Here is a 19,626-nt window from a genome sequence, read left to right on the forward strand (position 1 = left end):
AGTGTCGCCGCGATGAGTTTTCGTCGCGGGCGCAGTCATAACTCGCGAAGCCTGCCCGTTTCGGGCCGGCCTGGGAACCGACAGCAAGGAGAACCACAATGGCGCTCAACATCGAACCCGCCCTGTCCCCGCACCTGGTGGTGGACGACGCCGCCGCCGCAATTGACTTTTACGTCAAGGCTTTCGGCGCCGAGGAGCTGGGGCGTGTGCCCCGGCCGGACGGAAAACTCATCCACGCCGCGGTGCGCATCAACGGCTTTCTGGTCATGCTCAACGACGATTTCCCCGAGGTGTGCGGCGGCAAATCGATGACGCCCAAGTCATTGGGCGGCACCCCGGTCACCATCCACCTGACGGTCACCGACGTCGACGCCAAGTTCCAGCGGGCGCTGGACGCGGGCGCCACCGTGGTCGCTCCGTTGGACGACCAGTTTTGGGGTGACCGATACGGCGTGGTCGCCGACCCGTTCGGCCACCACTGGTCGATGGGTCAGCCGGTCCGCGAGGTCGGCTACGACGAAATCCAGGCCGCGATGGCCGGGCAGGGCGCCGGCTAGCCGAGCAGCCGGTCTAGCAGCCCGCGTCGCGGCGGCGGCGCGGGCTCGGCGGCGGCAGCGGCGGCGAGCATGTCGGCCACCTCGGTGAACTTGTTCCGCGGCCGACCGTCAGCGCTGCCGCGCGCGATCTCGGCGGCGTCGATGGCTCGCCAGCCGCGGGCATCAACGGCGTCAGGCTGCCGGGTGTGCACCAGCTTGGCCAGCGCCTCCGGCTCAGCCACCGGATCGCTCAGCTTGCCGGCGTTGAAATCGGCCACCAGGGCCTGAACGGTTTGCAGGGAGCACGACTTGTTCGTGCCGATGAAACCGCTGGGCCCCCGCTTGATCCAGCCCGCGACGTAGGCCCCCGGGACCGGCGCCCCGGAGTCGGGATCGACCACACGGCCGCCGTCGTTGGGGACCACCGCGGTCGACTGATCGAACGGCAGGTCGCGAATCGGCATGCCGCGGTAGCCAATCGATGTCAGCAGCAGACCCGCGTCCAGTCGACACGGCTCGCCGGTTCCGGTGACGGCGAACTCCACCCCCGTGACGCGTCGATCACCCAGCACACGCTTCGGGGTGAGCCGATAGGCCAGCCGGATACGCGGGCCCCCGGAATTGCGGGCCGGCCCCGAATCGTCACCGAGTGTGCTCAGGATTTGCAGCTTGCGCTTCGTCAAGCCGTCCGTGGCGCTAGCGAGGTCGGCCGCCACCAACTCGTGGTCGGCCGCGCTCAGCACGACGTCGGAGGAGCCCGTGAGTCCGATCAGTTCGGGCAAGGTGAATGCCGACTGGGCGGGGCCGCGCCGGGCGGCGACCACCACTTCGCGGACGGTGGAAGCGCGAAACGCCGCCAATGCGCGATCGGAGATGTCGGTGCGGGCCAGGTCGTCAGGGTTCGCCGTGAGCACGCGGGCCACGTCGAGTGCGACGTTTCCGTTGCCGACGATCACCACCCGCTCGTGGCTGAGATCGACTGGGAGATCGGCGAAGTCGGGATGCCCGTTGATCCACGCGACCAATTCGGTAGCGGTTCCGGTGCCGGGCAGGCCCATGCCCTCGATCTCCAGCCGACGGTCGTCGGGTGCGCCGACGGCGTACACCACGGCATGGTGGTGGGCCAGCAGCTCGGCGTGGCTCAGGTGCCTGCCGACCTCGACGTTGAGGTAGAACCGGAAGCGGCGATGACCGGTGACCCGGTCGAACAGCCGGGTGACCCGTTTGGTGTTCTGATGATCGGGCGCCACTCCGGCACGCACCAGCCCATAGGGCGTGGGCAGCTTCTCAAAGACGTTGACCCGCACCCCGTGTTGGGTGAGCAGTTCGTCGGCGGCATACATGGCCGCCGGCCCGGATCCCACGATGGCCACGGTTAGCGGCCGGCGGCGGGCGCGCACCTGGGCGGCCGGAATCACCGGGGCCAGCTTCGATGTGGGCGGCACCTTCTCGCCCTCGGGCCGCTCGGGGTAGAAGGACGCGTTGATCTCGACGAACGGCAGCTGCTTGGTGTCCAGCCGGCTCTCCGGCGCGATCGCGCCGACGGGGCAGGCGCTCACGCACGCGCCGCAGTCCACACAGGCCACCGGGTCGATGTAGAGCATCTCCGAGGTGGCGAAGCCGGGCTCATCGGGCGTGGGGTGAATGCAGTTCACCGGGCACGCGAAAACACAGGACCCGTCGTTACAGCACGACTGGGTAATAACATGCGGCATAAACGATTACCCGTGCGGGCCTAGGCTGCCGGCGCCGCGGCCAGGTGCTGGCGTTGTGGCTCGCTGCGGTAGCGCGACGGCTTGCCGTCGATCTTGCAGAGCCGCCACATGAGCCGCGCCGAGCGCGTCTCCATCAGCCCGGTGTCGTGGGCCAGCATCCGAACGTCACCGAACATGTCGCTCAGCCACTTTCGTGACTCCGGCGACCGGAAGAAGAGTTCCTTCTTGACCTCGCGCGGAATGTCGAACTCCTGCCAGAACGCCTTGGGCGGCACCACGATTGCCCGGCACAAGGTCTTCATCGTCAGCGGCAGGTACAGCGCGGTCCAGAACCGCTGGCGCTTGGTCAGCTCCGGCACCCGCCTACGTAGGAACTCGTGGGCGAACGAGATGTGGCGCGCTTCCTCGGCCACGTGTATGGCCATCACCCGCTCCATGATGGGATGCAGCGACTTGCCTTCGCGCAGAACGTTTTTCTGCGTGTGGTCGATCGGTTCCTCGCCCGCGAGCACCCCGATGAAGAACGCCACCGGCAGCGGGCCGGCCACTAGCGGAACCAGCGGCGAGAGCCACTTGAGCGCCCGGGGCATGCCCGGGACGTCGGTGCCGATCCGGTTGACCATCTCCTGAAACATCATGGTGTGGTTGCACTCTTCGACCGATTCGTGCAGGCAGTACCGGTATTCCGGGGAGCCGTTCGGCACCCAGAACGTGTAGTTCATCAGACCGCGGATCAGGATCGACTCGAAGTGCAGGCCGACCTTGGCGACGTTGGCCTGGCGCCACATGCCGATCTTGATCTTGCGCTCGTCGGACTGCGCCAGGTACCAGGGATGCCGTCCCAACGGGTCGGTCGCAGGCAGTATCCACCGAGGGTCGTTCTCCGTGACGGCGAATTCGGCCGAATCCCAGTCGATGTCTGTGTACGGGTTGAAGTTTCGACGCACCGACCCCTCGGACAGAGTGGCGAGCGTGTTGACGTACTCGGTGTCGTCGCGCACTTCCATATTGCGGCGCCACCGCCGAACCATGCGTGTCCTGGCCATATCCAAGCCTCCCCAGCGAGGTTTACATTAGGACGTGCTGTGTCCAGACAGTACCGCAGGTACCGCATATCTTCTAGGCCCCTCTTCGGCACTGTGGGCTGACCAGTGGTCAGCGCTTTGGTGTGTCCCGCGTCACAGCCCGCACAACCCAGCGAGTTGCGCGGCCAGGCGTTTTGCCGGGGCCCGCTGCGTCGGCAGCCGGACCGCCGTGCCGCGCGTCACGTCCGCTCACTACCCTGATGAGCATGGCTGACCAGCTCGAGGTTCCCGCTGACATCAAACCCCGCGATGGCCGCTTCGGATGCGGCCCTTCCAAGGTCCGGCCCGAACAGTTGCAGGCCCTGGCGACCACCGCGGCCCCACTGTTCGGCACATCGCACCGGCAGGCGCCCGTCAAGAATTTGGTGGGTCGGGTCCGGTCGGGGGTGGCCGAGCTGTTCTCCGTGCCAGATGGTTACGAGGTCATCCTCGGCAATGGCGGCGCGACGGCATTCTGGGACGCCGCGGCGTTCGGGTTGATCGACAAGCGCTCGTTGCACCTCTCCTTCGGCGAGTTCAGTTCGAAGTTCACCTCGGCGGTCGCCAACAACCCTTTCGTCGGCGAACCCATCGTCATCAAGGCGGATGCCGGCAGCGCGCCCGAGCCGCAGAGCGATCCCTCGGTTGACGTCATCGCCTGGGCCCACAACGAGACCTCGACCGGGGTGGCAGTGCCCATCCGCCGGCCCGCCGACTCCGGCGACGCCCTGGTCGTCATCGACGCCACCTCCGGCGCGGGCGGCCTGCCGGTCGAGATCACCGACACCGATGCCTACTACTTCTCGCCGCAGAAGAATTTTGCCAGCGATGGCGGCCTATGGCTTGCCGTCATGAGTCCGGCCGCGCTGGCGCGGGTCGAGTCCATCACCGCGTCCGGCCGCTGGGTTCCCGACTTTCTGTCGCTGCCGATCGCCGTGGACAACAGCCTCAAGAACCAGACGTACAACACCCCGGCCATCGGCACCCTGGCGCTGATGGCCGAGCAGCTCGATTGGATGCTGGGCAACGGCGGGCTGGACTGGGCCGTCAAGCGCACGGCCGACTCCTCGCAGCGGTTGTACTCCTGGGCAGAGGAGCGGCCATACACCACGCCGTTCGTCGCCGACCCCGCGCTGCGGTCTCAGGTGGTGGGCACCATCGATTTCGTCGACGACGTTGATGCGGCGGCCGTCGCGAAGGTTTTGCGGGCGAACGGCATCGTCGACATCGAGCCGTACCGCAAACTCGGCCGCAACCAGTTGCGCGTCGGGATGTTCCCGGCAGTCGAGCCCGACGACGTCAGCGCTCTGACGCAATGCGTCGACTGGGTGGTCGAGCGGCTGTAACCGCCCCGCAATCAGCACGCAACCGCCCAGCGTGTCAGCGCCGTTTACGGACGTTGGCGCACTAGAGTGCGCACGAGATGGGTCCGTCGACCTGCACACGGAGCCTGCGAGGAGAAGCCATGCGGGAACTGAAAATGGTTGAGGTCGATGCGGACGGCAAACACATCATCTGTGAGGCCGGCGACGCCGGCGAACCGTTCAAGCTCGCCATCGACGATCAGCTGAAGGCCGCCGTGCGCGGCGAGGCCGCGCCCCCGAACCAACCGCACCTCGACATCCAGGTCACCAACATGCTGAGCCCCAAAGAGATTCAGGCCAAGATCCGGGCCGGTGCGTCCGTCGAGCAGGTTGCCGCGGCGTCGGGCTCCGACATCTCGCGGGTCCGGCGGTTCGCACACCCGGTGCTGCTGGAACGCGCCCGCGCCGCCGAGTTGGCAACGGCCGCGCATCCGGTGCTCGCCGACGGCCCCGCGGTGCTCACCCTCCTGGAAACCGTGAGCACGGCGCTCGTGACGCGCGGTCTGGAACCCGACCGGCTCAGCTGGGACGCGTGGCGCAACGAAGACAGCCGCTGGACGGTGCAGCTTGCGTGGAAGGCCGGCCGGTCCGACAACATCGCGCACTTCTGCTTCGCCCCGGGCGCCCACGGGGGAACGATCACGGCTGTGGACGATGCGGCCAAAGAACTGGTGGACCCGAACTTCGACCGCCCGCTGCGGCCGCTCGCGCGGGTCGCCCACGTCTCGTTCGAGGAGCCGGCCAAGCCCGCCGCCCCCGCGCCGCAAGAGCAACCCGCGCCGCAGGAGCAACCGGTACACACCCGTCGGGGTAAGCCGGTCATCCCGGCTTGGGAGGACGTGCTGCTCGGCGTGCGCTCGGGCGGACAGCGCTAGACGGATGGTGGCGACCCGCCATGCCCGGCTACGCCGCGCTCGCTAGCCGCTACCGCGCAGCGTCAGCGCGATCAGCGTCAACCACCCGCCGGCGACACCGATTCCCGCGCCCAGCAGGAACCACCGCAGCACCAGCTTGTGCCGCCATCCCCACAGCGTGGGCGCCAGCCCGCCGGCGGCGACGACGTTGAGACCGACCGCCAGGAGCGGATGCACCCGTATCAGTCCCAAAGTCAGCACCACGATGGCGGCCCCGGTCACTGCGGCGACGAACCCGGCGACCGTCAAACCCGTTGCCCAGGGCACGGAATCGTCGGTCACGAGCCGAGCCTAACCCGTTCGTAGAACGCCAAAGCGGCCGCAGTCGCGACATTGAGGGAGTCGGTGCCGCGCGACATCGGGATACGCACCCGCACATCGCTCAAGCGCAGGGTCGCCGGCGTAAGCCCCGGCCCCTCGGCGCCCACGACCACCGCGACGCGCTGGTCGTGCGCGGCCGCCATGGCCTCCGGCAGGGCGCACGCCTTGCTGTCCGGGGTCATCGCCAGCAGCCGAAATCCGTTCTCTTTCAGCATTACCAGTTCGGCGGGCCACTCCGTCGCCCGCGCATACGGCACCAGCAAGGCGTGGCCCATGGAGACGCGAACGGCGCGACGGTATAGCGGATCGGCGCAGCCGCTGCCGAACACCACCGCGTCCACGCCCAATCCGGCGGCGTTGCGAAAAATCGAGCCCAGATTCTCGTGATCGTTGACGCCCTCGAGCACCGCGACCGTCCGGGCGTGCTCGACCAGTTCGCCCACGCCGGGTTCCGGCACCCTGCGGGCGGCCGCGAGCACGCCACGATTGAGGTGAAAGCCCACCACTTGCGCCATGACCCCGGCGGAGGTCCGGTAGAACGGCACGGCACTACCCGCCAGGTCGTCGACGAGCTCGGCGAGCCGACGGTCCGTCCCCAACAGGGCATGCGGAATGAATCGGGAGGCGAGCATGCGCTGAACGACCAGCACGCCTTCAGCGATCACCAAGCCTTTGCCGGACGGCAGATCGGGACGACGATCGACACTGTTCAGATCGCGGAAATCGTCGAGCCGGGGGTCGTCGGGATCCTCAACGTCCTGGACGTTCAGGGCATGCGTTCCGTCGCTCACGGGCCTTCGTCGACCAAAGCCAGCATCAGGTCGGCCGCGTTGCGCAGGGTGTCCCGTTGCTGGCTGTCCAGCGTGGCCAGCCGCTTGGCCAGCCACTCCTGGCGGGCGCGCCGGGTCGCCTTGACCAACTCGGCGCCAGAGTGCGAAACCGAGACCAGCACCTGCCGGCCGTCGATCGGATGCGGGGCACGGTCCACCAGGCCCATGTCGGCCAGCGACGCGATCACCCGTGTCATCGACGGCGGCCGGACCCGTTCGCGAATCGCCAGCGCGCCGGGCGTCATCGGGCCCTCGTTAGCCAGCGTGGCCAGCGCCGACAGCTGGGACAACGACACCGGCGACGAGGGGTTCCGGAACCGAAGTTGGCGGGCCAGCCGCATGACCGCCAGCGACAGATCGCTGGCCAGCCGCGCATCGCTGTCAGGCATGGCGCGAGGTTACACGCAACCTCCAGTAATCGGGATACGAACCGGCGAACGACGGACTTTGGTCCGTAGCGCTGCGCGGGCCGGTCGTTGTCGCACCGCTTGACCCGCGGCCCAGGCATTTTCGCTCGGTCTTCCCGCGCATGCGGTGGTACCGGCGGACCGCACCGGCGGCTATGTTAATCGCGATGTCTGTCGAACCCGGTCAGAACCGCGAGGCGCCGCCGCTGCCGCCCGCGCTCCTCAACGCCTGGCCGTTCGTCGCATTCGGCGCGCTCGGCTGGCTGGTCGCGGCGGCCGCCGCGTTTCTCGTGCCCGCCCTGCAGAGCTGGCGCCCCCTGACACTGGCCGGGCTCGGCGTCGGAGTGCTCGGCACGAGCATCTTCGTGTTGCAACTCGCCGCGGCCCGCCGCGGCGCACGGGGCGCACAAGACGGACTCGAAAACTATTTCGGTCACGGCTAGATTTCGCGACCAGCACGGACCCGGGAGGATCGATGGTAGCCCCACTACTGCAAGCGCAAATCGATATTGACGCACCGGTTTCCACGGTGTGGGGGCTGATTTCCGATCTGCGGCGGATGCCGGAGTGGAGCCCCCAGTGCCGTTGGATGAAGACCTTCGGTCCGCTGCGCCAGGGCATGCGCAGCCTCAACATCAATCGCCGTAACCGCATGTACTGGCCGACCACTTGCACGGTCGTCGAGATCATCCCTGAGACCAAGCTTGCGTTCCGGGTCAACGCCAACCACACGATCTGGAGCTACGAGCTCCAACCCACCGGCGAGGGCACCCGGGTGATCGAAAGCCGTCACGCCGAGAACGGCGTGACGGCAATTTCCAATCTGACGGTGAATGCCCTGCTCGGCGGGACCACCAACTTCGAACGCGAATTGGTCGACGGGATGAACACCTCGTTGGCCAAGATCAAGGCCGCCGCCGAAAAGGGCTAGTCCGCCTCGGGCTGCGACTCCGCCTCGGGCTGCTGCGACTGCGGCGCCTCGGGCTGCGACTCCGCCGTGTCGGCGCCGGACTCCGCCGCCTCGGGTGCCGCCTCCTCGGGAGCTGACGCCGACACTTCGACATCCGCGCCGCCGTCCGGCTGGGCCTCCGGGGTGTGGGATTCCGGCGGCTGGGTCGGCGACTCCGTGGGCTCCGGCTGTACCTCGGATGCCTCTGCCGGCTCGGACGGCTCGGACGGCGCTTCGACGACGTCGAGCACGCCGTCGTCGTATGGCTCGTACGCGGGCGAACCCGTACCGGCCGGAGCAGGCGTATCCGAATGCGCGCCGCAACCGTACTGCTTGTCGACGATCTGCCCGTCGGCCGACAATTCGTTGCCGCACACGCCGAACATCGCGCCGAGCGATCCCGCCAGCGGCAGGAAAAAGCCGCAGTCGCGGCACACCCGCTTGGTGGACCGCGCCATCGGTGAGTCGGGCCCGTGGTCGCCGGTGTGCCACCGTTCGGCCGCCTCCGCGCGGCCAAGGACGCTCATCACCCAGCGCCGGCCCAGCCCGATCTCGGCGGCGGTCTCGTCGACCTGAGCGTCACCGCTGGCCGTGTAGCCGGGCACCAGCCGCGGATCGTCGGCCGCGGGCGCCAGCAGGTCACCGGGGCTCAGGTCCCCCGGGCGCACCCGCTGATCCCACGGAACCCACCGTGGCGCCAGCAGCGCCGTCGGACCCGGGATCAGCACTACCTCGCTGATCGTGGCGTGGTCGGCACCGGGATGTGCGGCGACGACGACAGCCCATTGCCAACCCTGATAACCGGGTAGATGCGCCAGGAACCGGTGGGTCGCGGCCGCCGGATCCTCGTAACTGACGCCCAGGTAATCGCCGACCGCCTCCGCCCCGCTGAACTCCACGACGGCGGCCCTGGCCTGGTCCACCGCGCCAGTGAGCACGGCCGCCAGCCCCTCGTGCCACTCGGCCACGGTAGCCACGGCGGATTCCTCGATGGACCCGGTCACGCTGTCCCCTTCCTGCATTGCGTCTCCAATACTAGGTTGGCGTGCCACGCCCCGTTACCTGCAGACGCATGTCGTCGGCATAGGGGAGAATCGGAACGTGTCTGGACGGCGGCGTGACGATCCGGGCCGCGTGGCCCCCACTCCCGGCCGCCGGCCCCGCAATGGGGCTTCCAATCAGCACCCGGGCATGGCCAATTACCCCGCGGATGACGCCGGCCATCGCCGAGCGCATCGCCCGCCGCCGATGCCGAGCGCCAATCGCTACCTTCCGCCCATCGGGCAACCCCCGGAACCGGATCGAAGCGATAGCGCACCACCACGTGCCGCCGCCGGCGAGCGGGTCACCGTCACCCGCGCCGCGGCGCAGCGAAGCCGCGAGATGGGTTCGCGGATGTATTGGATGGTGCAGCGTGCCGCCACGGCCGACGGCGCCGACAAATCCGGCCTGACCGCGCTCACCTGGCCGGTGGTCGCCAACTTCGCGGTGGACGCCGCGATGGCGGTGGCGCTGGCCAACACGTTGTTCTTCGCCGCGGCCACCGGAGAAAGCAAGGGCCGGGTCGCGTTGTATCTACTGATCACCATCGCGCCGTTCGCGGTCATCGCGCCGCTGATCGGCCCGGCGCTGGACCGGCTGCAGCACGGTCGGCGGGTCGCGCTCGCCGGATCGTTCGTTTTGCGGACAGCCTTGGCGCTGGTGCTGATCATGAACTACGACGGCGCCAGCGGGAGCTACCCGTCGTGGGTGCTCTACCCGTGCGCGCTGGCCATGATGGTGTTCTCCAAGTCGTTCAGCGTGCTGCGCAGCGCCGTCACGCCGCGGGTCATGCCGCCGACCATCGACCTGGTGCGGGTCAACTCGCGGCTGACGGTGTTCGGTCTGCTGGGTGGCACCATCGCCGGCGGGGCCATCGCGGCCGGCGTCGAGTTCGTCTGCACCCACCTGTTCAAACTGCCCGGCGCGCTGTTCGTCGTCATCGCGGTCACCATCGCCGGGGCGGCGCTGTCGATGCGCATCCCGCGCTGGGTCGAGGTGACGGCGGGCGAGGTGCCGGCCACCTTGAGCTACCGCCAGGACAGCGAACCGCAGCGACGGACCTGGCCCGAGGAAGTCAAGAGGGTCGGCGGAACGCTGCGACAACCGCTGGGCCGCAACATCATTACCTCGTTATGGGGCAACTGCACCATCAAGGTCATGGTCGGCTTCCTGTTCTTGTACCCGGCGTTCGTCGCCAAAGCGCACCAAGCCAGCGGCTGGGTTCAGCTGGGCATGCTGGGCATGATCGGGGCAGCGGCCGGCATCGGCAACTTCGCCGGAAACTTCGCCGCCGCACGCCTGCAGTTGGGCCGGCCGGCCGTGCTGGTGGTCCGCTGCACGCTGGCGGTCTCGGCAGTCGCGCTGGCGGCGTCGGTGGCGGGCACCCTGGCGGCCGCCGTCATCGCCACCCTGGTCACGTCGGGCTCCAGCGCCATCGCGAAGGCCTCGCTGGACGCCTCGCTGCAAAACGACCTGCCCGAGGAATCGCGGGCCTCGGGATTCGGGCGATCGGAGTCGACGCTGCAGCTGGCCTGGGTGCTGGGTGGCGCCGTGGGCGTCTTGGTCTACACGGAGCTGTGGGTTGGCTTCACCGCGGTCACTGCGATACTCATCCTGGGGTTGGCGCAGACGCTGGTCAGCTTCCAAGGGAATTCACTCATTCCGGGCCTCGGAGGTAATAGGCCGGTCATGGTCGAGCAAGAGGGCGTGCGCCGCGGCAGCCCGGCGGTGGTGCCTGAGTGAAACGCGGCGTGGCCGTGCTGCTCGCCGGCCTGATGACTCTGTTGTGCGTGGCCGTCGGGGTCGGCACCTGGTTGTTGGCGCGCCCGTCCGGTCCGCAGCGCCCGGAGATCAGCGCGTATTCACACGGCCACCTCGCGAGGGTGGGGCCCTACCTGTACTGCAGCGTGCTCAACCTCGACCAATGCGACACGCCGCAAGCCCAGGGCGAACTGAAGGTCAGTGAGCGCTACCCGGTTCAGCTCTCGGTGCCCGACGCGATCTATCGGGCGCCCTGGCGATTGCTGCAGGTGTACGAGGACCCAACCAACACCACCAGCACCATCTTTCGGCCGAACACCCGCTTCGCGGTCACCATCCCCCCGGTCGACCCGCATCGCGGGCGGCTGGTCGGAATAGTCGTGCAGTTGCTGACGCTCGTGGTGGACCCGGCCGGTGAGCTGCGGGACGTCCCGCACGCGGAATGGTCAGTGCGCCTAAACTATTGAGCGCCGACGCCGGGCGCCAGCCCGGTCAGGCGCCATGCCCGGCGGGCACCCGCTCCCCTTCGACCGGCGGACCGGGAGGCGCCCCCTCCCCGAAAGGCTTGCCGCCCAATACCTCTCGACCATGCGGCGACAGCCAGCCCGTCAGGTCCGGCCCCTTTGGCACGATGCCGGTGGGGTTGATGTCGGCGTGCACGATGTAGTAGTGCTGCTTGATCTGAACGAAATCGATGGTGTCGCCGAACCCAGGCGTCTGGAACAGGTCGCGCGCATACGCCCACAGCACCGGCATCTCGCTCAGTTTGCTTCGGTTGCACTTGAAGTGCCCGTGGTAGACCGGGTCGAAGCGGGCGAGCGTGGTGAACAGCCGCACGTCGGCTTCAGTTATGGTGTCGCCCACCAGATATCGCTGATCGGCCAGGCGGTCGCTGACCCAATCCAACGCGGCGAACAGCCGATCGTACGCCGCGTCATAGGCCTTTTGTGAGCCGGCGAAGCCGCATCGATACACGCCGTTGTTGATCTCGGTGTAGACCCGCTTGTTCACCTCGTCGATCTCGGCGCGCAGCCGCTCGGGGTACAGCTCGGGCGCACCGTCGCGGTGGTAGGCGGTCCATTCCGTCGAGAAATCCACCGTCATCTGCGCGAAATCATTCGTGACGACCGCGCCGGACGGGACGTCGACGATCGCGGGGACCGTGATGCCTTTCGGGTAGTCGGGGAAGCGCTTGAAATAGGCGTCCTGTAGCCGCGGGATCTTCAGCACGGGGTCGACGCCCCCGGGATCGAGATCGAACGTCCAACTGCGTTCGTCGTGGGTCGGGCCGCAAAATCCAATGGAGAGAACGCTTTCCAGCCCCAGCAACCGCCGGACGATGATGGCGCGGTTGGCCCACGGACACGCGCGGGCGACGATGAGCCGGTACCTGCCGGGCTCCACCGGGTAACCGTCGCGCCCGTCGGCCGTGACGCGGGTGGTGATGTAGTTGGTGTCGCGGTTGAAGTCACCTTTTCCGGCAACGTAGGCGGCCATGTCTCCCTTGTTTCGTTCGAATGTCGGCTAGGAACCCAGAAATCGCCGAGCCAGGTTCGTCTCGGTTGATGCGCCCTGCTCCCAGTGGGCGATCCACGGGCCGGTTCCCTCGGACTGGTCGATGATGCCGTCCTCGAGCCAGGTGTAACGGCTCCGAACCACGTCGCGGGTCAGCCGGACATCGCAGTCGTCGGTATTGGTCCACAACGCGTCGAACAGCGCCTCGACCCGCAGGGCGGCCTGCCGGCAAAACATATCGGCCAGCTCGTAGGCCTGTTGACCGACCGCCGTGTCCACGGCGCGTTGGGCCTCGGCCCGCACACAGGCCGCGGACATCGCGAACAGCTCCGCACCGATGTCGACGATGCGCCCGAGGAATCCCTGACGCTGCTCCAGTTTGGCCTGCCAGCGCGCCATCCCATAGAAGGTGTTGCGGGCCAGCTTGCGGCAGGAGCGTTCGACGAACCGCAGGTGCGACGCCAGCGGTCCGAATTCGCTGTAAGCCCTGGGTCGCTGTCCTTCCCCAAAAACAAGCTGGGGCAACCACTTTGCGTAGAACCCGCTGGCACCGACCGCCGCCGCGGCCTTCTGCCGCAAACCAGCGTCAGGCTTCGCGAGGTCGCCGGCCGCCGACAGGTGGGCATCGACCGCCTCCCGGGCGATGAGCAGCCTCATGATCTCGCTGGATCCTTCGAAGATGCGATTGATCCGCAAGTCCCGCGATACCTGTTCGACCGGCACCGCGCGTTCGCCGCGCGCGGCCAGGGACTCCGCCGTCTCATAGCCGCGACCACCGCGGATCTGCATGACCTCGTCGGCGATGATGCACGCCATCTCGCTGGACCACAGCTTGGCCAAGGCCGCCTCGATCCTGATGTCGTTGCGCCCTTCGTCGGCCATCTGCCCGGAGAGCTCGAGCACCGCGTCGAGCGCATAGTTGGTCGCGGCGATGAACGAGATCTTGTGGGCCACCGCTTCGTGCTCGGCCAGCGGCTTGCCCCATTGCACGCGCTCGCCTGCCCACTCGCGCGCCACCTTCAGACCCCACTTAGCCGAACCCGTCGCGATCGCGGGAATCGACAGCCGCCCGGCGTTGAGCGTGGTCAGCGCGATCTTCAATCCGTCGCCCTCGCGGCCGATCAGGTTTTCACTCGGCACCCGAACGCGGTGCAGCCTGGTCACCCCATTCTCGATGCCGCGCAACCCCATGAATTTGTTGCGCCGCTCCACGGTGATCCCGGGTGAATCGGCCTCGACAACGAAAGCGCTGATGCCACCGCGGTGCCCGTCGCTGCGGGGCACCCGGGCCATCACGACCAGCAGTTCGGCGACCACACCGTTGGTGGTCCACAATTTCACGCCGTCGAGCTCGTAGGCGGACCCGTCTTCGACGGGTGTTGCTGTTGAGGCCAGTCGGGCCGGATCGGAGCCCACGTCCGGTTCGGTCAGCAGAAACGCCGATACGGCGCCGGCGGCACACCGGGGCAAGAACTTCTTCTTCTGCTCCGGGGTTCCGGCGAGTTTGAGCGGCTCCGGCACGCCGATCGACTGATGGGCCGACAACAGCGCACCGAGGCTGGGATGAACGGAGGAAACCATCATCAGCGCCCGGTTGTAGGCCACTTGTGACATGTTCAGGCCGCCGTATTCCGACGGGATTTTCATGCCGAAACAGCCCAGCTCGGCTAGACCCTTCACGTACTCGTCGGGAATTTGCGCGTCGCGTTCGATGACGCTGCCGTCAACGCTGCGAAGGAAGTCGCGCAACTTGTCGAGAAACGCGCGGGTGCGCGCCTCGTCGGCGTCCGATGGTTTGGGAAAAGGGTGGATGAGCTCCAACGGAAAACGGCCGAGAAACAGCTCTTTTGCGAAAGATGGTTTATCCCAACCGGTTTCGCGAGACTCCTCGGCCAGCGCCCTGGCTTGCTCCTCGGTGACTTGCGCTTGCTGTGCCATCGCAGCCTCCTTGCTCGACAACCGCGGCGAGGTGGGAGTACCCCGTGACCGGCACTTCCTCACCCCGTCCACGCAAGCGGGTAGCGCTCGGGCGCGCGGCGGCGACCGAAGCTAGGCGTCGAGCTCCCGGGCGACCGCTCGCACCACCTCGGAAACCCGTCGGGCCGTCTTGCGGTCCGGGTAGCGACCCTTGCGCAACTCGGGCTGCACGGCGCCCTCCAGCAGCGTGATCATGTCCTCGACCATGCCGTGCAGCTCGTCCGGGCTGTGTTTGTGCTCGGCGGGCACATCACGGCGACCCTGGGCCTTGGTGAGGCTGGGCGGCGGCTCAATCAGCTTGAGGCTCAGCGCCTGAGGCCCGCGCCGCCCGGATGCGATGCCGAACTCCACGCGTTGGCCCGCTTTGAGCCCCTCGACCCCAGCGGGCAACGCCGACGAGCGGACGTACACGTCTTCGCCGTCCTCTTGCGACAGGAACCCGAACCCCTTGTCGGCGTCGTACCACTTAACCTTGCCGGTCGGCACTGGTCTCACCTGCTTGTCTAACGGATCAATAGAATGGCCAACACAATAAGCGTCCCGCCTGCGCAGGACGCCGTTTGGTCTGTAGATCCTACTCGGGTGCTTGCCTCGCGAGCACCCCCGTTATTGCCTACTCGGTACGCTGGGCATTACCGGTGGAGGAGATATGCGCCTGATCCTGAACATCATCTGGCTCGTGTTCGGCGGCCTGTGGATGGCCGCCGGATACGTGGTTGCGGCGCTCGTCAGCTTTCTGCTGATCATCACCATCCCGTTCGGCTTCGCGTCGCTGCGCATCGCCTCGTACGCGTTGTGGCCGTTCGGCCGCACGATCGTCGACAAACCGACTGCTGGAACGGGGGCCCTCATCGGCAACGTCATCTGGGTGCTGTTGTTCGGCCTATGGCTGGCGATCGGTCACCTGGTCAGCGCGCTGGCGATGGCGGTCACCATCGTCGGCATCCCGCTCGCGTTGGCCAACCTCAAACTGATCCCGGTTTCATTGATGCCCCTGGGCAAGCAGATAGTCCCGGTCACTTCGCCGTCGCACTACCCGGGGGTGGTCGCATGACGGCGACCGCGTTGGGTGTGCCGTCGGTGCCGGGCCGCACCGCGGGGAACGCGCCGGACGCGCCGACCGCGGGCCCATTGGTGGACACCTACGGGCGCGTCGCCACCGACCTGCGCGTCTCGCTGACCGACCGCTGCAACCTGCGTTGCACGTACTGCATGCCGGCCGAGGGCTTGAACTGGCTGCCAGGCGACCACCTGCTCCGCCCCGATGAGCTGGCGCGGCTGATGCACATCGCCGTCACCCGCTTGGGTGTGACCAGCGTGCGGTTCACCGGCGGCGAGCCACTGTTGGTGCGGCACCTCGAAGAGGTGGTCGCGGCGGCGGCCGGCCTGCGACCGCGCCCCGAGATTTCACTGACCACCAACGGCGTGGGACTGGCGCGGCGGGCCGCCGCGCTCGCCAGGGCAGGCCTGAATCGCGTCAACGTCTCGATGGACACTGTGGACCCCGAACATTTCGCGGCGATCACCCGACGGGACCGGCTCGACGAGGTGCTCGCCGGCCTGACCGCCGCCCATGACGCGGGCTTGACGCCGGTCAAGGTGAACGCCGTGCTCGACCCCGTCACCGGTCGCGAGGACGTCGTCGCGCTGCTGCGGTTCTGCCTCGATTACGGCTACCAATTACGGGTCATCGAGCAGATGCCGCTGGATGCCGGCCACCAGTGGCGCCGGGGCGCGGCGCTGAGCGCCGACGATGTGCTCGACGCGCTGCGCCCGCACTTTCGGCTCCGTCCGGACCCGGCGCCGCGCGGCTCGGCACCCGCCGAGCTGTGGCTGGTCGACACCGGCCCGGGCACGCCGAGCGGGAAGTTTGGTGTCATCGCGTCGGTTTCCCATGCGTTCTGCTCGGCGTGTGATCGCACCCGTCTCACGGCCGATGGCCAGGTTCGCAGCTGCTTGTTCTCGGCCGTGGAAACCGATCTGCGAACCCTGCTGCGCAGCGGTGCGTCCGACGACGCGATCGAGACCGCGTGGCGCGTCGCGATGTGGGGCAAGCCGGCCGGTCACGGCATCAACGACCCGAACTTCATCCAGCCCGACCGTCCGATGAGCGCGATCGGTGGCTAGCCCGATGGGTCAGGCCGCCGTCCAGCAAGACGGGATTCAGGTGACCGTGCGCTATTTCGCGGCCGCGCGGGCGGCCGCTGGGGCCGAGTCGGAGACGCTGGTGGTGCGGCCGGGAACGACGGTGGCCGAGCTGGTTGGGCGCCTCGCCGTGCAGGGCTCTCGCCTCGCCGCCGTGTTGAGCAGATGCTCCTACCTGTGCGACGGGGTCGCGGTCCGCGACGAGACCGCAACGTTACGCGCCGGCAACACGATCGACGTTCTACCGCCCTTCGCCGGCGGCTAAAACTGTGAAATGCGTCACGTAACGGAATGATAACGGCGCAATCACGCTCCGATATCGGGCGTGGTGACCTGCGTGGATACCGCGCGTTCCTCGGGTTTTCGCACATGGCCGAGAGGGAAACGCCGGGTGTCGCAGAACGTGACGGGACCAACAGAAACCGCTACGTTTCTCCGAAGGCTCGCCAAGACAACCGAATTGGCGGACCTCCCCTCCCTATCGCGCCGAGCTCCATCCAATAGGCGGGGGCCCACCGACCTACGTGGATGGAGACGGGGGACCCACCGGTCCACCGTGATCGGACCGGGGCCGTATACGGCCCCTTGGGGTGAAGCCGACGTCGTTTCGCAGTGGATACGCACTGAGTTCGATGACGGCCGGGTGGCCTCTCCAACCCGAACCCGACAGCTGACCTCGCAGGCGCGTGACACGAGAGGATCCTTCACGGCCTATGAGTGGACGTCACCGTAAGCCCAGCACGTCAAACATCAGCGTCGCCAAGATCGCCGTCACCGGCGCGGTCCTCGGTGGCGGCAGCATCGCCCTGGCCGGCCAGGCGGCCGCGGCCACCGACGGCGAATGGGACCAGGTAGCCCGTTGTGAGTCGGGCGGCAACTGGGGAATCAACACCGGCAACGGCTACCACGGTGGTGTGCAGTTCAGCTCGAGCACCTGGGCCGCGCACGGCGGCGGCCAGTACGCCCCGTCGGCCGAATTGGCCACCAAGGACCAGCAGATCGCCGTCGCCGAGCGCGTGCTGGCCACTCAGGGCCGTGGCGCGTGGCCCGTGTGCGGTGGCCCGCTGTCGGGCCCGACGCCGCGCGAGGCTCCGGCGCCCGCCGCTCTGGACGCGCCAGGACTCAACGGCCAGCCGGCACCGCTGGCTCCCCCGCCCGCCGATGCGCCTCCGCCAGACGCCCCGCCGCCCCCCGCGCCGGTGCAGCTGACGGGATTCGACCATCCGGCACCTCCGGCGGACCTGCCGCCCGCACCCCCGGCCGACGTCCCGCCCGCGCCTCCTGCGGACCTGCCGCCCGCACCCCCGGCCGACGCCATGCCGCCCGCGCCGCCCGCCGACGTGCCGCCCGCGCCTCCTGCGGACCTGCCGCCCGCGCCTCCTGCGGACCTGCCGCCCGCGCCTCCTGCGGACGCGCCCGTCGTCGACAACGACTTCCGCGGTTTCGTGCCGGCCGACATGCCGCAGCAGGTTTCCACGGTGGGCTACACGAAGCAGCTGTGGGACGCCATCAGGGCACAGGACATTCAGGGCAACGACGCGCTGGACGCGATCGCGCAGCCGTCCGCCTGAGTTCCGCCCGCCAGACTGCCCGGCACGCCTCGAACGTTCCCGCTTCGGGGCGTGCCGGCATTCCAATCGCTACGGCCTTACGCCGAGCCGACCCACTCTTCGGTTCCGTCGTCGAAGAACTGGTGCTTCCACACCGGTAGCCGCGCCTTGATGGTGTCCACCAGAAGCGCGCAGGCGGCGAATGCCTCCTGACGATGGTCGGCAGCGACCGCGGCCACCAGCGCCGCCTCCCCGATGTGCAGCACCCCGGTCCGGTGGCTCGCCGCCACGGCGCGCACCCCGCTCGACTGCTCGGCGATATCGGCCACTACCTCCGCCATGACCTGTTCGGCCGACGGATGCGCGGAGTACTCCAGCCGCACCACCCGCCGGCCGCCGTCGTGATCGCGAATCATGCCGACGAAGCCGACGATGGCGCCGGCCGACTGGTGGCCTACGAGCTCTTCGTGCTCGGCCAGCACGATCGGATGATCGGTCATGGCCGCGCGGACGACGAGCGTCATCGCTGGTGGTCTCCGCCGGCGAGCTGATCGAGCGCATGATCGATCACATCGGCGAGAACGCCCAGGCCGTCGCGCACGCCGCCGGGCGAACCCGGCAGGTTGACGATCAGGGTCTTACCCGCCACGCCACACACACCGCGTGACAGCACCGAGGTCGGCACCTTCGGCAGGCCGGACCGGCGGATGGCGTCGGCCAGCCCCGGGATCATGTAGTCCAGCACCGCCACCGTCTGATCGGGCGTGCTGTCGCTGGGCGAGATGCCGGTGCCCCCGGACGTTATGATGACGTCGACCCCGTCGTCGACTGCCTTGCGCAGGGCCGCGCCGACCGGTTCGCCATCGGCGACCACCTCCGGCTCGGCGCACGAAAATCCGCGCTGTCCAAGCCATTCGGCGATGATCGGCCCGCACCGATCGTCGTACAACCCGGCCGACGCGCGGGTCGAGGCAATGATGACGCGGGCGGATTGGGCGCTCATCACCGCACCCACGTTCCGGTTTTGCCGCCTTCCTTGCGCAGCACCCGAATGTCATCGAGGCGCGCGGCGGGGTCGACCGCTTTGATCATGTCGTAGAGCGTCAGACCGGCCACACTCACGGCGGTCAGCGCCTCCATCTCGACACCCGTGCGGTCGGTGCTACGCACCGTCGCGGTGATCTCGATGTCGGACTCCCCCACGGTGAAGTCGACGTCGACGCCGGTGAGCGCCAACTGGTGGCAGAGCGGGATCAGGTCACTGGTGCGCTTGGCCGCCAGAATGCCCGCCACCCGGGCCGTCGCCAACGCGTCGCCCTTGGGCAGGCCCCCGGCCGAGATCAGCTCCACCACGTGCGGGGACGTATGCAAGGAACCCGCGGCGACGGCGGTTCGCTTGGTGGCTCCCTTGCCGCTGACATCGACCATGTGCGCCGCCCCACGATCGTCCAGATGTGACAGCGCGCCCGAGGGGGATTCTTCCGACGCCCAGGTCGCCGCGGGCTTGGCGGCCTCAGAGGCCCTAGCCATCCTGGCG

22 protein-coding genes, 1 pseudogene and 1 riboswitch are annotated in these 19,626 nt (G+C 68.2%); of the genes and pseudogenes, 11 read left to right on the forward strand and 12 right to left on the reverse strand.

What is annotated here, in order from left to right; all coding sequences use genetic code 11:
* Positions 1-98 precede the first annotated feature (98 nt).
* A complete protein-coding gene (locus tag A5756_RS22430; protein WP_066957585.1) occupies positions 99-557 on the forward strand; it encodes a VOC family protein in 459 nt (152 codons plus the stop codon).
* Here the strand turns inward: A5756_RS22430 and A5756_RS22435 are convergent.
* Together A5756_RS22435 and A5756_RS22440 are read right to left on the reverse strand one after the other, a co-directional pair.
* Positions 554-2,251, reverse strand: coding sequence for an FAD-dependent oxidoreductase (locus tag A5756_RS22435; RefSeq protein ID WP_066957587.1), 1,698 nt, complete (start codon positions 2,249-2,251; stop codon positions 554-556). The genes A5756_RS22430 and A5756_RS22435 overlap by 4 nt on opposite strands.
* 20 nt (positions 2,252-2,271) lie before the next feature.
* A complete protein-coding gene (locus A5756_RS22440; RefSeq protein ID WP_066957589.1) occupies positions 2,272-3,297 on the reverse strand; it encodes a diiron oxygenase in 1,026 nt (341 codons plus the stop codon).
* A gap of 245 nt (positions 3,298-3,542) precedes the next feature.
* Between A5756_RS22440 and serC the strand changes: the two genes are divergently transcribed.
* Entirely contained in the window at positions 3,543-4,661 is a 1,119-nt protein-coding gene (serC, locus tag A5756_RS22445) for a phosphoserine transaminase (protein ID WP_066957816.1), read from the forward strand.
* A gap of 119 nt (positions 4,662-4,780) precedes the next feature.
* Positions 4,781-5,554, forward strand: coding sequence for a septation protein SepH (sepH, locus tag A5756_RS22450; RefSeq protein ID WP_066957591.1), 774 nt, complete (start codon positions 4,781-4,783; stop codon positions 5,552-5,554).
* A gap of 42 nt (positions 5,555-5,596) precedes the next feature.
* Here sepH and A5756_RS22455 read toward each other — a convergent pair whose 3' ends face one another.
* From A5756_RS22455 to A5756_RS22465, 3 genes are read right to left on the reverse strand one after another with little or no spacing between them, the layout of a single operon-like run.
* Entirely contained in the window at positions 5,597-5,875 is a 279-nt protein-coding gene (locus A5756_RS22455; protein ID WP_066957593.1) for a DUF2537 domain-containing protein, read from the reverse strand.
* Entirely contained in the window at positions 5,872-6,705 is an 834-nt protein-coding gene (locus tag A5756_RS22460; RefSeq protein WP_066957595.1) for an RNA methyltransferase, read from the reverse strand. Before A5756_RS22460 ends, A5756_RS22455 begins: the two co-directional genes overlap by 4 nt.
* Positions 6,702-7,133 carry a MarR family transcriptional regulator gene (locus A5756_RS22465; RefSeq protein WP_066957597.1) on the reverse strand — a complete coding sequence of 144 codons (432 nt, stop codon included), beginning with the start codon at positions 7,131-7,133 and terminating at the stop codon, positions 6,702-6,704. The genes A5756_RS22460 and A5756_RS22465 overlap by 4 nt, the downstream gene beginning before the upstream one ends.
* Before the next feature lie 185 nt (positions 7,134-7,318).
* On the opposite strand from A5756_RS22465, the gene A5756_RS22470 reads away from it, so the two are divergent.
* Together A5756_RS22470 and A5756_RS22475 are read left to right on the forward strand one after the other, a co-directional pair.
* Positions 7,319-7,594, forward strand: coding sequence for a DUF2530 domain-containing protein (locus tag A5756_RS22470; protein WP_066957818.1), 276 nt, complete (start codon positions 7,319-7,321; stop codon positions 7,592-7,594).
* A gap of 32 nt (positions 7,595-7,626) precedes the next feature.
* Positions 7,627-8,082, forward strand: a complete 456-nt coding sequence (locus A5756_RS22475; RefSeq protein WP_066957598.1) for an SRPBCC family protein — start codon at positions 7,627-7,629, stop codon at positions 8,080-8,082.
* A gap of 239 nt (positions 8,083-8,321) precedes the next feature.
* Here the strand turns inward: A5756_RS22475 and A5756_RS22480 are convergent.
* Positions 8,322-9,104, reverse strand: a pseudogene (locus A5756_RS22480) (DUF3027 domain-containing protein); the annotation flags it as partial.
* A 130-nt stretch (positions 9,105-9,234) separates the two neighbouring features.
* Between A5756_RS22480 and A5756_RS22485 the strand changes: the two are divergent.
* Together A5756_RS22485 and A5756_RS22490 are read left to right on the forward strand one after the other, a co-directional pair.
* Entirely contained in the window at positions 9,235-10,884 is a 1,650-nt protein-coding gene (locus A5756_RS22485; RefSeq protein ID WP_156659773.1) for an MFS transporter, read from the forward strand.
* Positions 10,881-11,369 (forward strand): DUF2771 domain-containing protein, encoded by a 489-nt coding sequence (locus A5756_RS22490; RefSeq protein ID WP_082948247.1) that lies wholly within the window; start codon positions 10,881-10,883, stop codon positions 11,367-11,369. The genes A5756_RS22485 and A5756_RS22490 overlap by 4 nt, the downstream gene beginning before the upstream one ends.
* A 25-nt stretch (positions 11,370-11,394) precedes the next feature.
* On the opposite strand, the gene A5756_RS22495 is transcribed toward A5756_RS22490, so the two are convergent.
* The 3 genes from A5756_RS22495 to A5756_RS22505 all read right to left on the reverse strand — a co-directional run bounded on the left by A5756_RS22495 (position 11,395) and on the right by A5756_RS22505 (position 14,880).
* Positions 11,395-12,399 (reverse strand): glutathione S-transferase family protein, encoded by a 1,005-nt coding sequence (locus A5756_RS22495; protein WP_066957604.1) that lies wholly within the window; start codon positions 12,397-12,399, stop codon positions 11,395-11,397.
* A gap of 27 nt (positions 12,400-12,426) precedes the next feature.
* On the reverse strand, positions 12,427-14,355 hold the full coding sequence (locus A5756_RS22500; protein WP_066957606.1) for an acyl-CoA dehydrogenase family protein: 1,929 nt from the start codon (positions 14,353-14,355) through the stop codon (positions 12,427-12,429).
* A gap of 111 nt (positions 14,356-14,466) precedes the next feature.
* Positions 14,467-14,880: a cold-shock protein gene (locus tag A5756_RS22505; RefSeq protein WP_066957608.1), complete on the reverse strand. Its 414-nt coding sequence runs from the start codon at positions 14,878-14,880 to the stop codon at positions 14,467-14,469.
* A gap of 163 nt (positions 14,881-15,043) precedes the next feature.
* Here A5756_RS22505 and A5756_RS22510 point away from each other — a divergent pair, with 163 nt between their 5' ends.
* The 4 genes from A5756_RS22510 (at position 15,044) to A5756_RS22525 (ending at position 18,110) form a co-directional block, all read left to right on the forward strand.
* Positions 15,044-15,448 (forward strand): YccF domain-containing protein, encoded by a 405-nt coding sequence (locus A5756_RS22510; protein WP_066957610.1) that lies wholly within the window; start codon positions 15,044-15,046, stop codon positions 15,446-15,448.
* Positions 15,445-16,521, forward strand: a complete 1,077-nt coding sequence (gene moaA, locus A5756_RS22515; protein ID WP_066957612.1) for a GTP 3',8-cyclase MoaA — start codon at positions 15,445-15,447, stop codon at positions 16,519-16,521. Before A5756_RS22510 ends, moaA begins: the two co-directional genes overlap by 4 nt.
* A gap of 4 nt (positions 16,522-16,525) precedes the next feature.
* Positions 16,526-16,804 carry a MoaD/ThiS family protein gene (locus A5756_RS22520; protein WP_066957614.1) on the forward strand — a complete coding sequence of 93 codons (279 nt, stop codon included), beginning with the start codon at positions 16,526-16,528 and terminating at the stop codon, positions 16,802-16,804.
* A 209-nt stretch (positions 16,805-17,013) separates the two neighbouring features.
* Positions 17,014-17,240: riboswitch (cyclic di-AMP (ydaO/yuaA leader) on the forward strand.
* Positions 17,241-17,252: 12 nt separating this feature from the next.
* Positions 17,253-18,110 carry a transglycosylase family protein gene (locus A5756_RS22525; RefSeq protein ID WP_066957616.1) on the forward strand — a complete coding sequence of 286 codons (858 nt, stop codon included), beginning with the start codon at positions 17,253-17,255 and terminating at the stop codon, positions 18,108-18,110.
* 77 nt (positions 18,111-18,187) lie between these two features.
* Here A5756_RS22525 and A5756_RS22530 read toward each other — a convergent pair whose 3' ends face one another.
* From A5756_RS22530 to moaC, 3 genes are read right to left on the reverse strand one after another with little or no spacing between them, the layout of a single operon-like run.
* On the reverse strand, positions 18,188-18,613 hold the full coding sequence (locus A5756_RS22530; RefSeq protein WP_066957618.1) for a molybdenum cofactor biosynthesis protein MoaE: 426 nt from the start codon (positions 18,611-18,613) through the stop codon (positions 18,188-18,190).
* On the reverse strand, positions 18,610-19,092 hold the full coding sequence (locus tag A5756_RS22535; RefSeq protein ID WP_066957822.1) for a molybdenum cofactor biosynthesis protein B: 483 nt from the start codon (positions 19,090-19,092) through the stop codon (positions 18,610-18,612). Before A5756_RS22535 ends, A5756_RS22530 begins: the two co-directional genes overlap by 4 nt.
* Positions 19,092-19,619, reverse strand: coding sequence for a cyclic pyranopterin monophosphate synthase MoaC (moaC, locus tag A5756_RS22540; RefSeq protein WP_082948248.1), 528 nt, complete (start codon positions 19,617-19,619; stop codon positions 19,092-19,094). Before moaC ends, A5756_RS22535 begins: the two co-directional genes overlap by 1 nt.
* Positions 19,620-19,626 lie beyond the last annotated feature (7 nt).

Source organism: Mycobacterium sp. 852002-53434_SCH5985345 (assembly GCF_001667155.1).
Classification (GTDB): domain Bacteria; phylum Actinomycetota; class Actinomycetes; order Mycobacteriales; family Mycobacteriaceae; genus Mycobacterium.

Bases quoted from the DNA above. Each gene is read 5' to 3' on its own strand.
- A5756_RS22475 (WP_066957598.1), top strand. From the start codon at position 7,627: ATGGTAGCCCCACTACTGCAAGCGCAAATCGATATTGACGCACCGGTT.
- A5756_RS22440 (WP_066957589.1), bottom strand. From the start codon at position 3,297: ATGGCCAGGACACGCATGGTTCGGCGGTGGCGCCGCAATATGGAAGTG.
- A5756_RS22470 (WP_066957818.1), top strand. From the start codon at position 7,319: ATGTCTGTCGAACCCGGTCAGAACCGCGAGGCGCCGCCGCTGCCGCCC.
- moaA (WP_066957612.1), top strand. From the start codon at position 15,445: ATGACGGCGACCGCGTTGGGTGTGCCGTCGGTGCCGGGCCGCACCGCG.
- A5756_RS22465 (WP_066957597.1), bottom strand. From the start codon at position 7,133: ATGCCTGACAGCGATGCGCGGCTGGCCAGCGATCTGTCGCTGGCGGTC.
- A5756_RS22535 (WP_066957822.1), bottom strand. From the start codon at position 19,092: ATGAGCGCCCAATCCGCCCGCGTCATCATTGCCTCGACCCGCGCGTCG.
- sepH (WP_066957591.1), top strand. From the start codon at position 4,781: ATGCGGGAACTGAAAATGGTTGAGGTCGATGCGGACGGCAAACACATC.
- A5756_RS22530 (WP_066957618.1), bottom strand. From the start codon at position 18,613: ATGACGCTCGTCGTCCGCGCGGCCATGACCGATCATCCGATCGTGCTG.
- A5756_RS22435 (WP_066957587.1), bottom strand. From the start codon at position 2,251: ATGCCGCATGTTATTACCCAGTCGTGCTGTAACGACGGGTCCTGTGTT.
- A5756_RS22510 (WP_066957610.1), top strand. From the start codon at position 15,044: ATGCGCCTGATCCTGAACATCATCTGGCTCGTGTTCGGCGGCCTGTGG.
- serC (WP_066957816.1), top strand. From the start codon at position 3,543: ATGGCTGACCAGCTCGAGGTTCCCGCTGACATCAAACCCCGCGATGGC.
- A5756_RS22430 (WP_066957585.1), top strand. From the start codon at position 99: ATGGCGCTCAACATCGAACCCGCCCTGTCCCCGCACCTGGTGGTGGAC.
- A5756_RS22525 (WP_066957616.1), top strand. From the start codon at position 17,253: ATGAGTGGACGTCACCGTAAGCCCAGCACGTCAAACATCAGCGTCGCC.
- A5756_RS22495 (WP_066957604.1), bottom strand. From the start codon at position 12,399: ATGGCCGCCTACGTTGCCGGAAAAGGTGACTTCAACCGCGACACCAAC.
- moaC (WP_082948248.1), bottom strand. From the start codon at position 19,619: ATGGCTAGGGCCTCTGAGGCCGCCAAGCCCGCGGCGACCTGGGCGTCG.
- A5756_RS22500 (WP_066957606.1), bottom strand. From the start codon at position 14,355: ATGGCACAGCAAGCGCAAGTCACCGAGGAGCAAGCCAGGGCGCTGGCC.
- A5756_RS22520 (WP_066957614.1), top strand. From the start codon at position 16,526: ATGGGTCAGGCCGCCGTCCAGCAAGACGGGATTCAGGTGACCGTGCGC.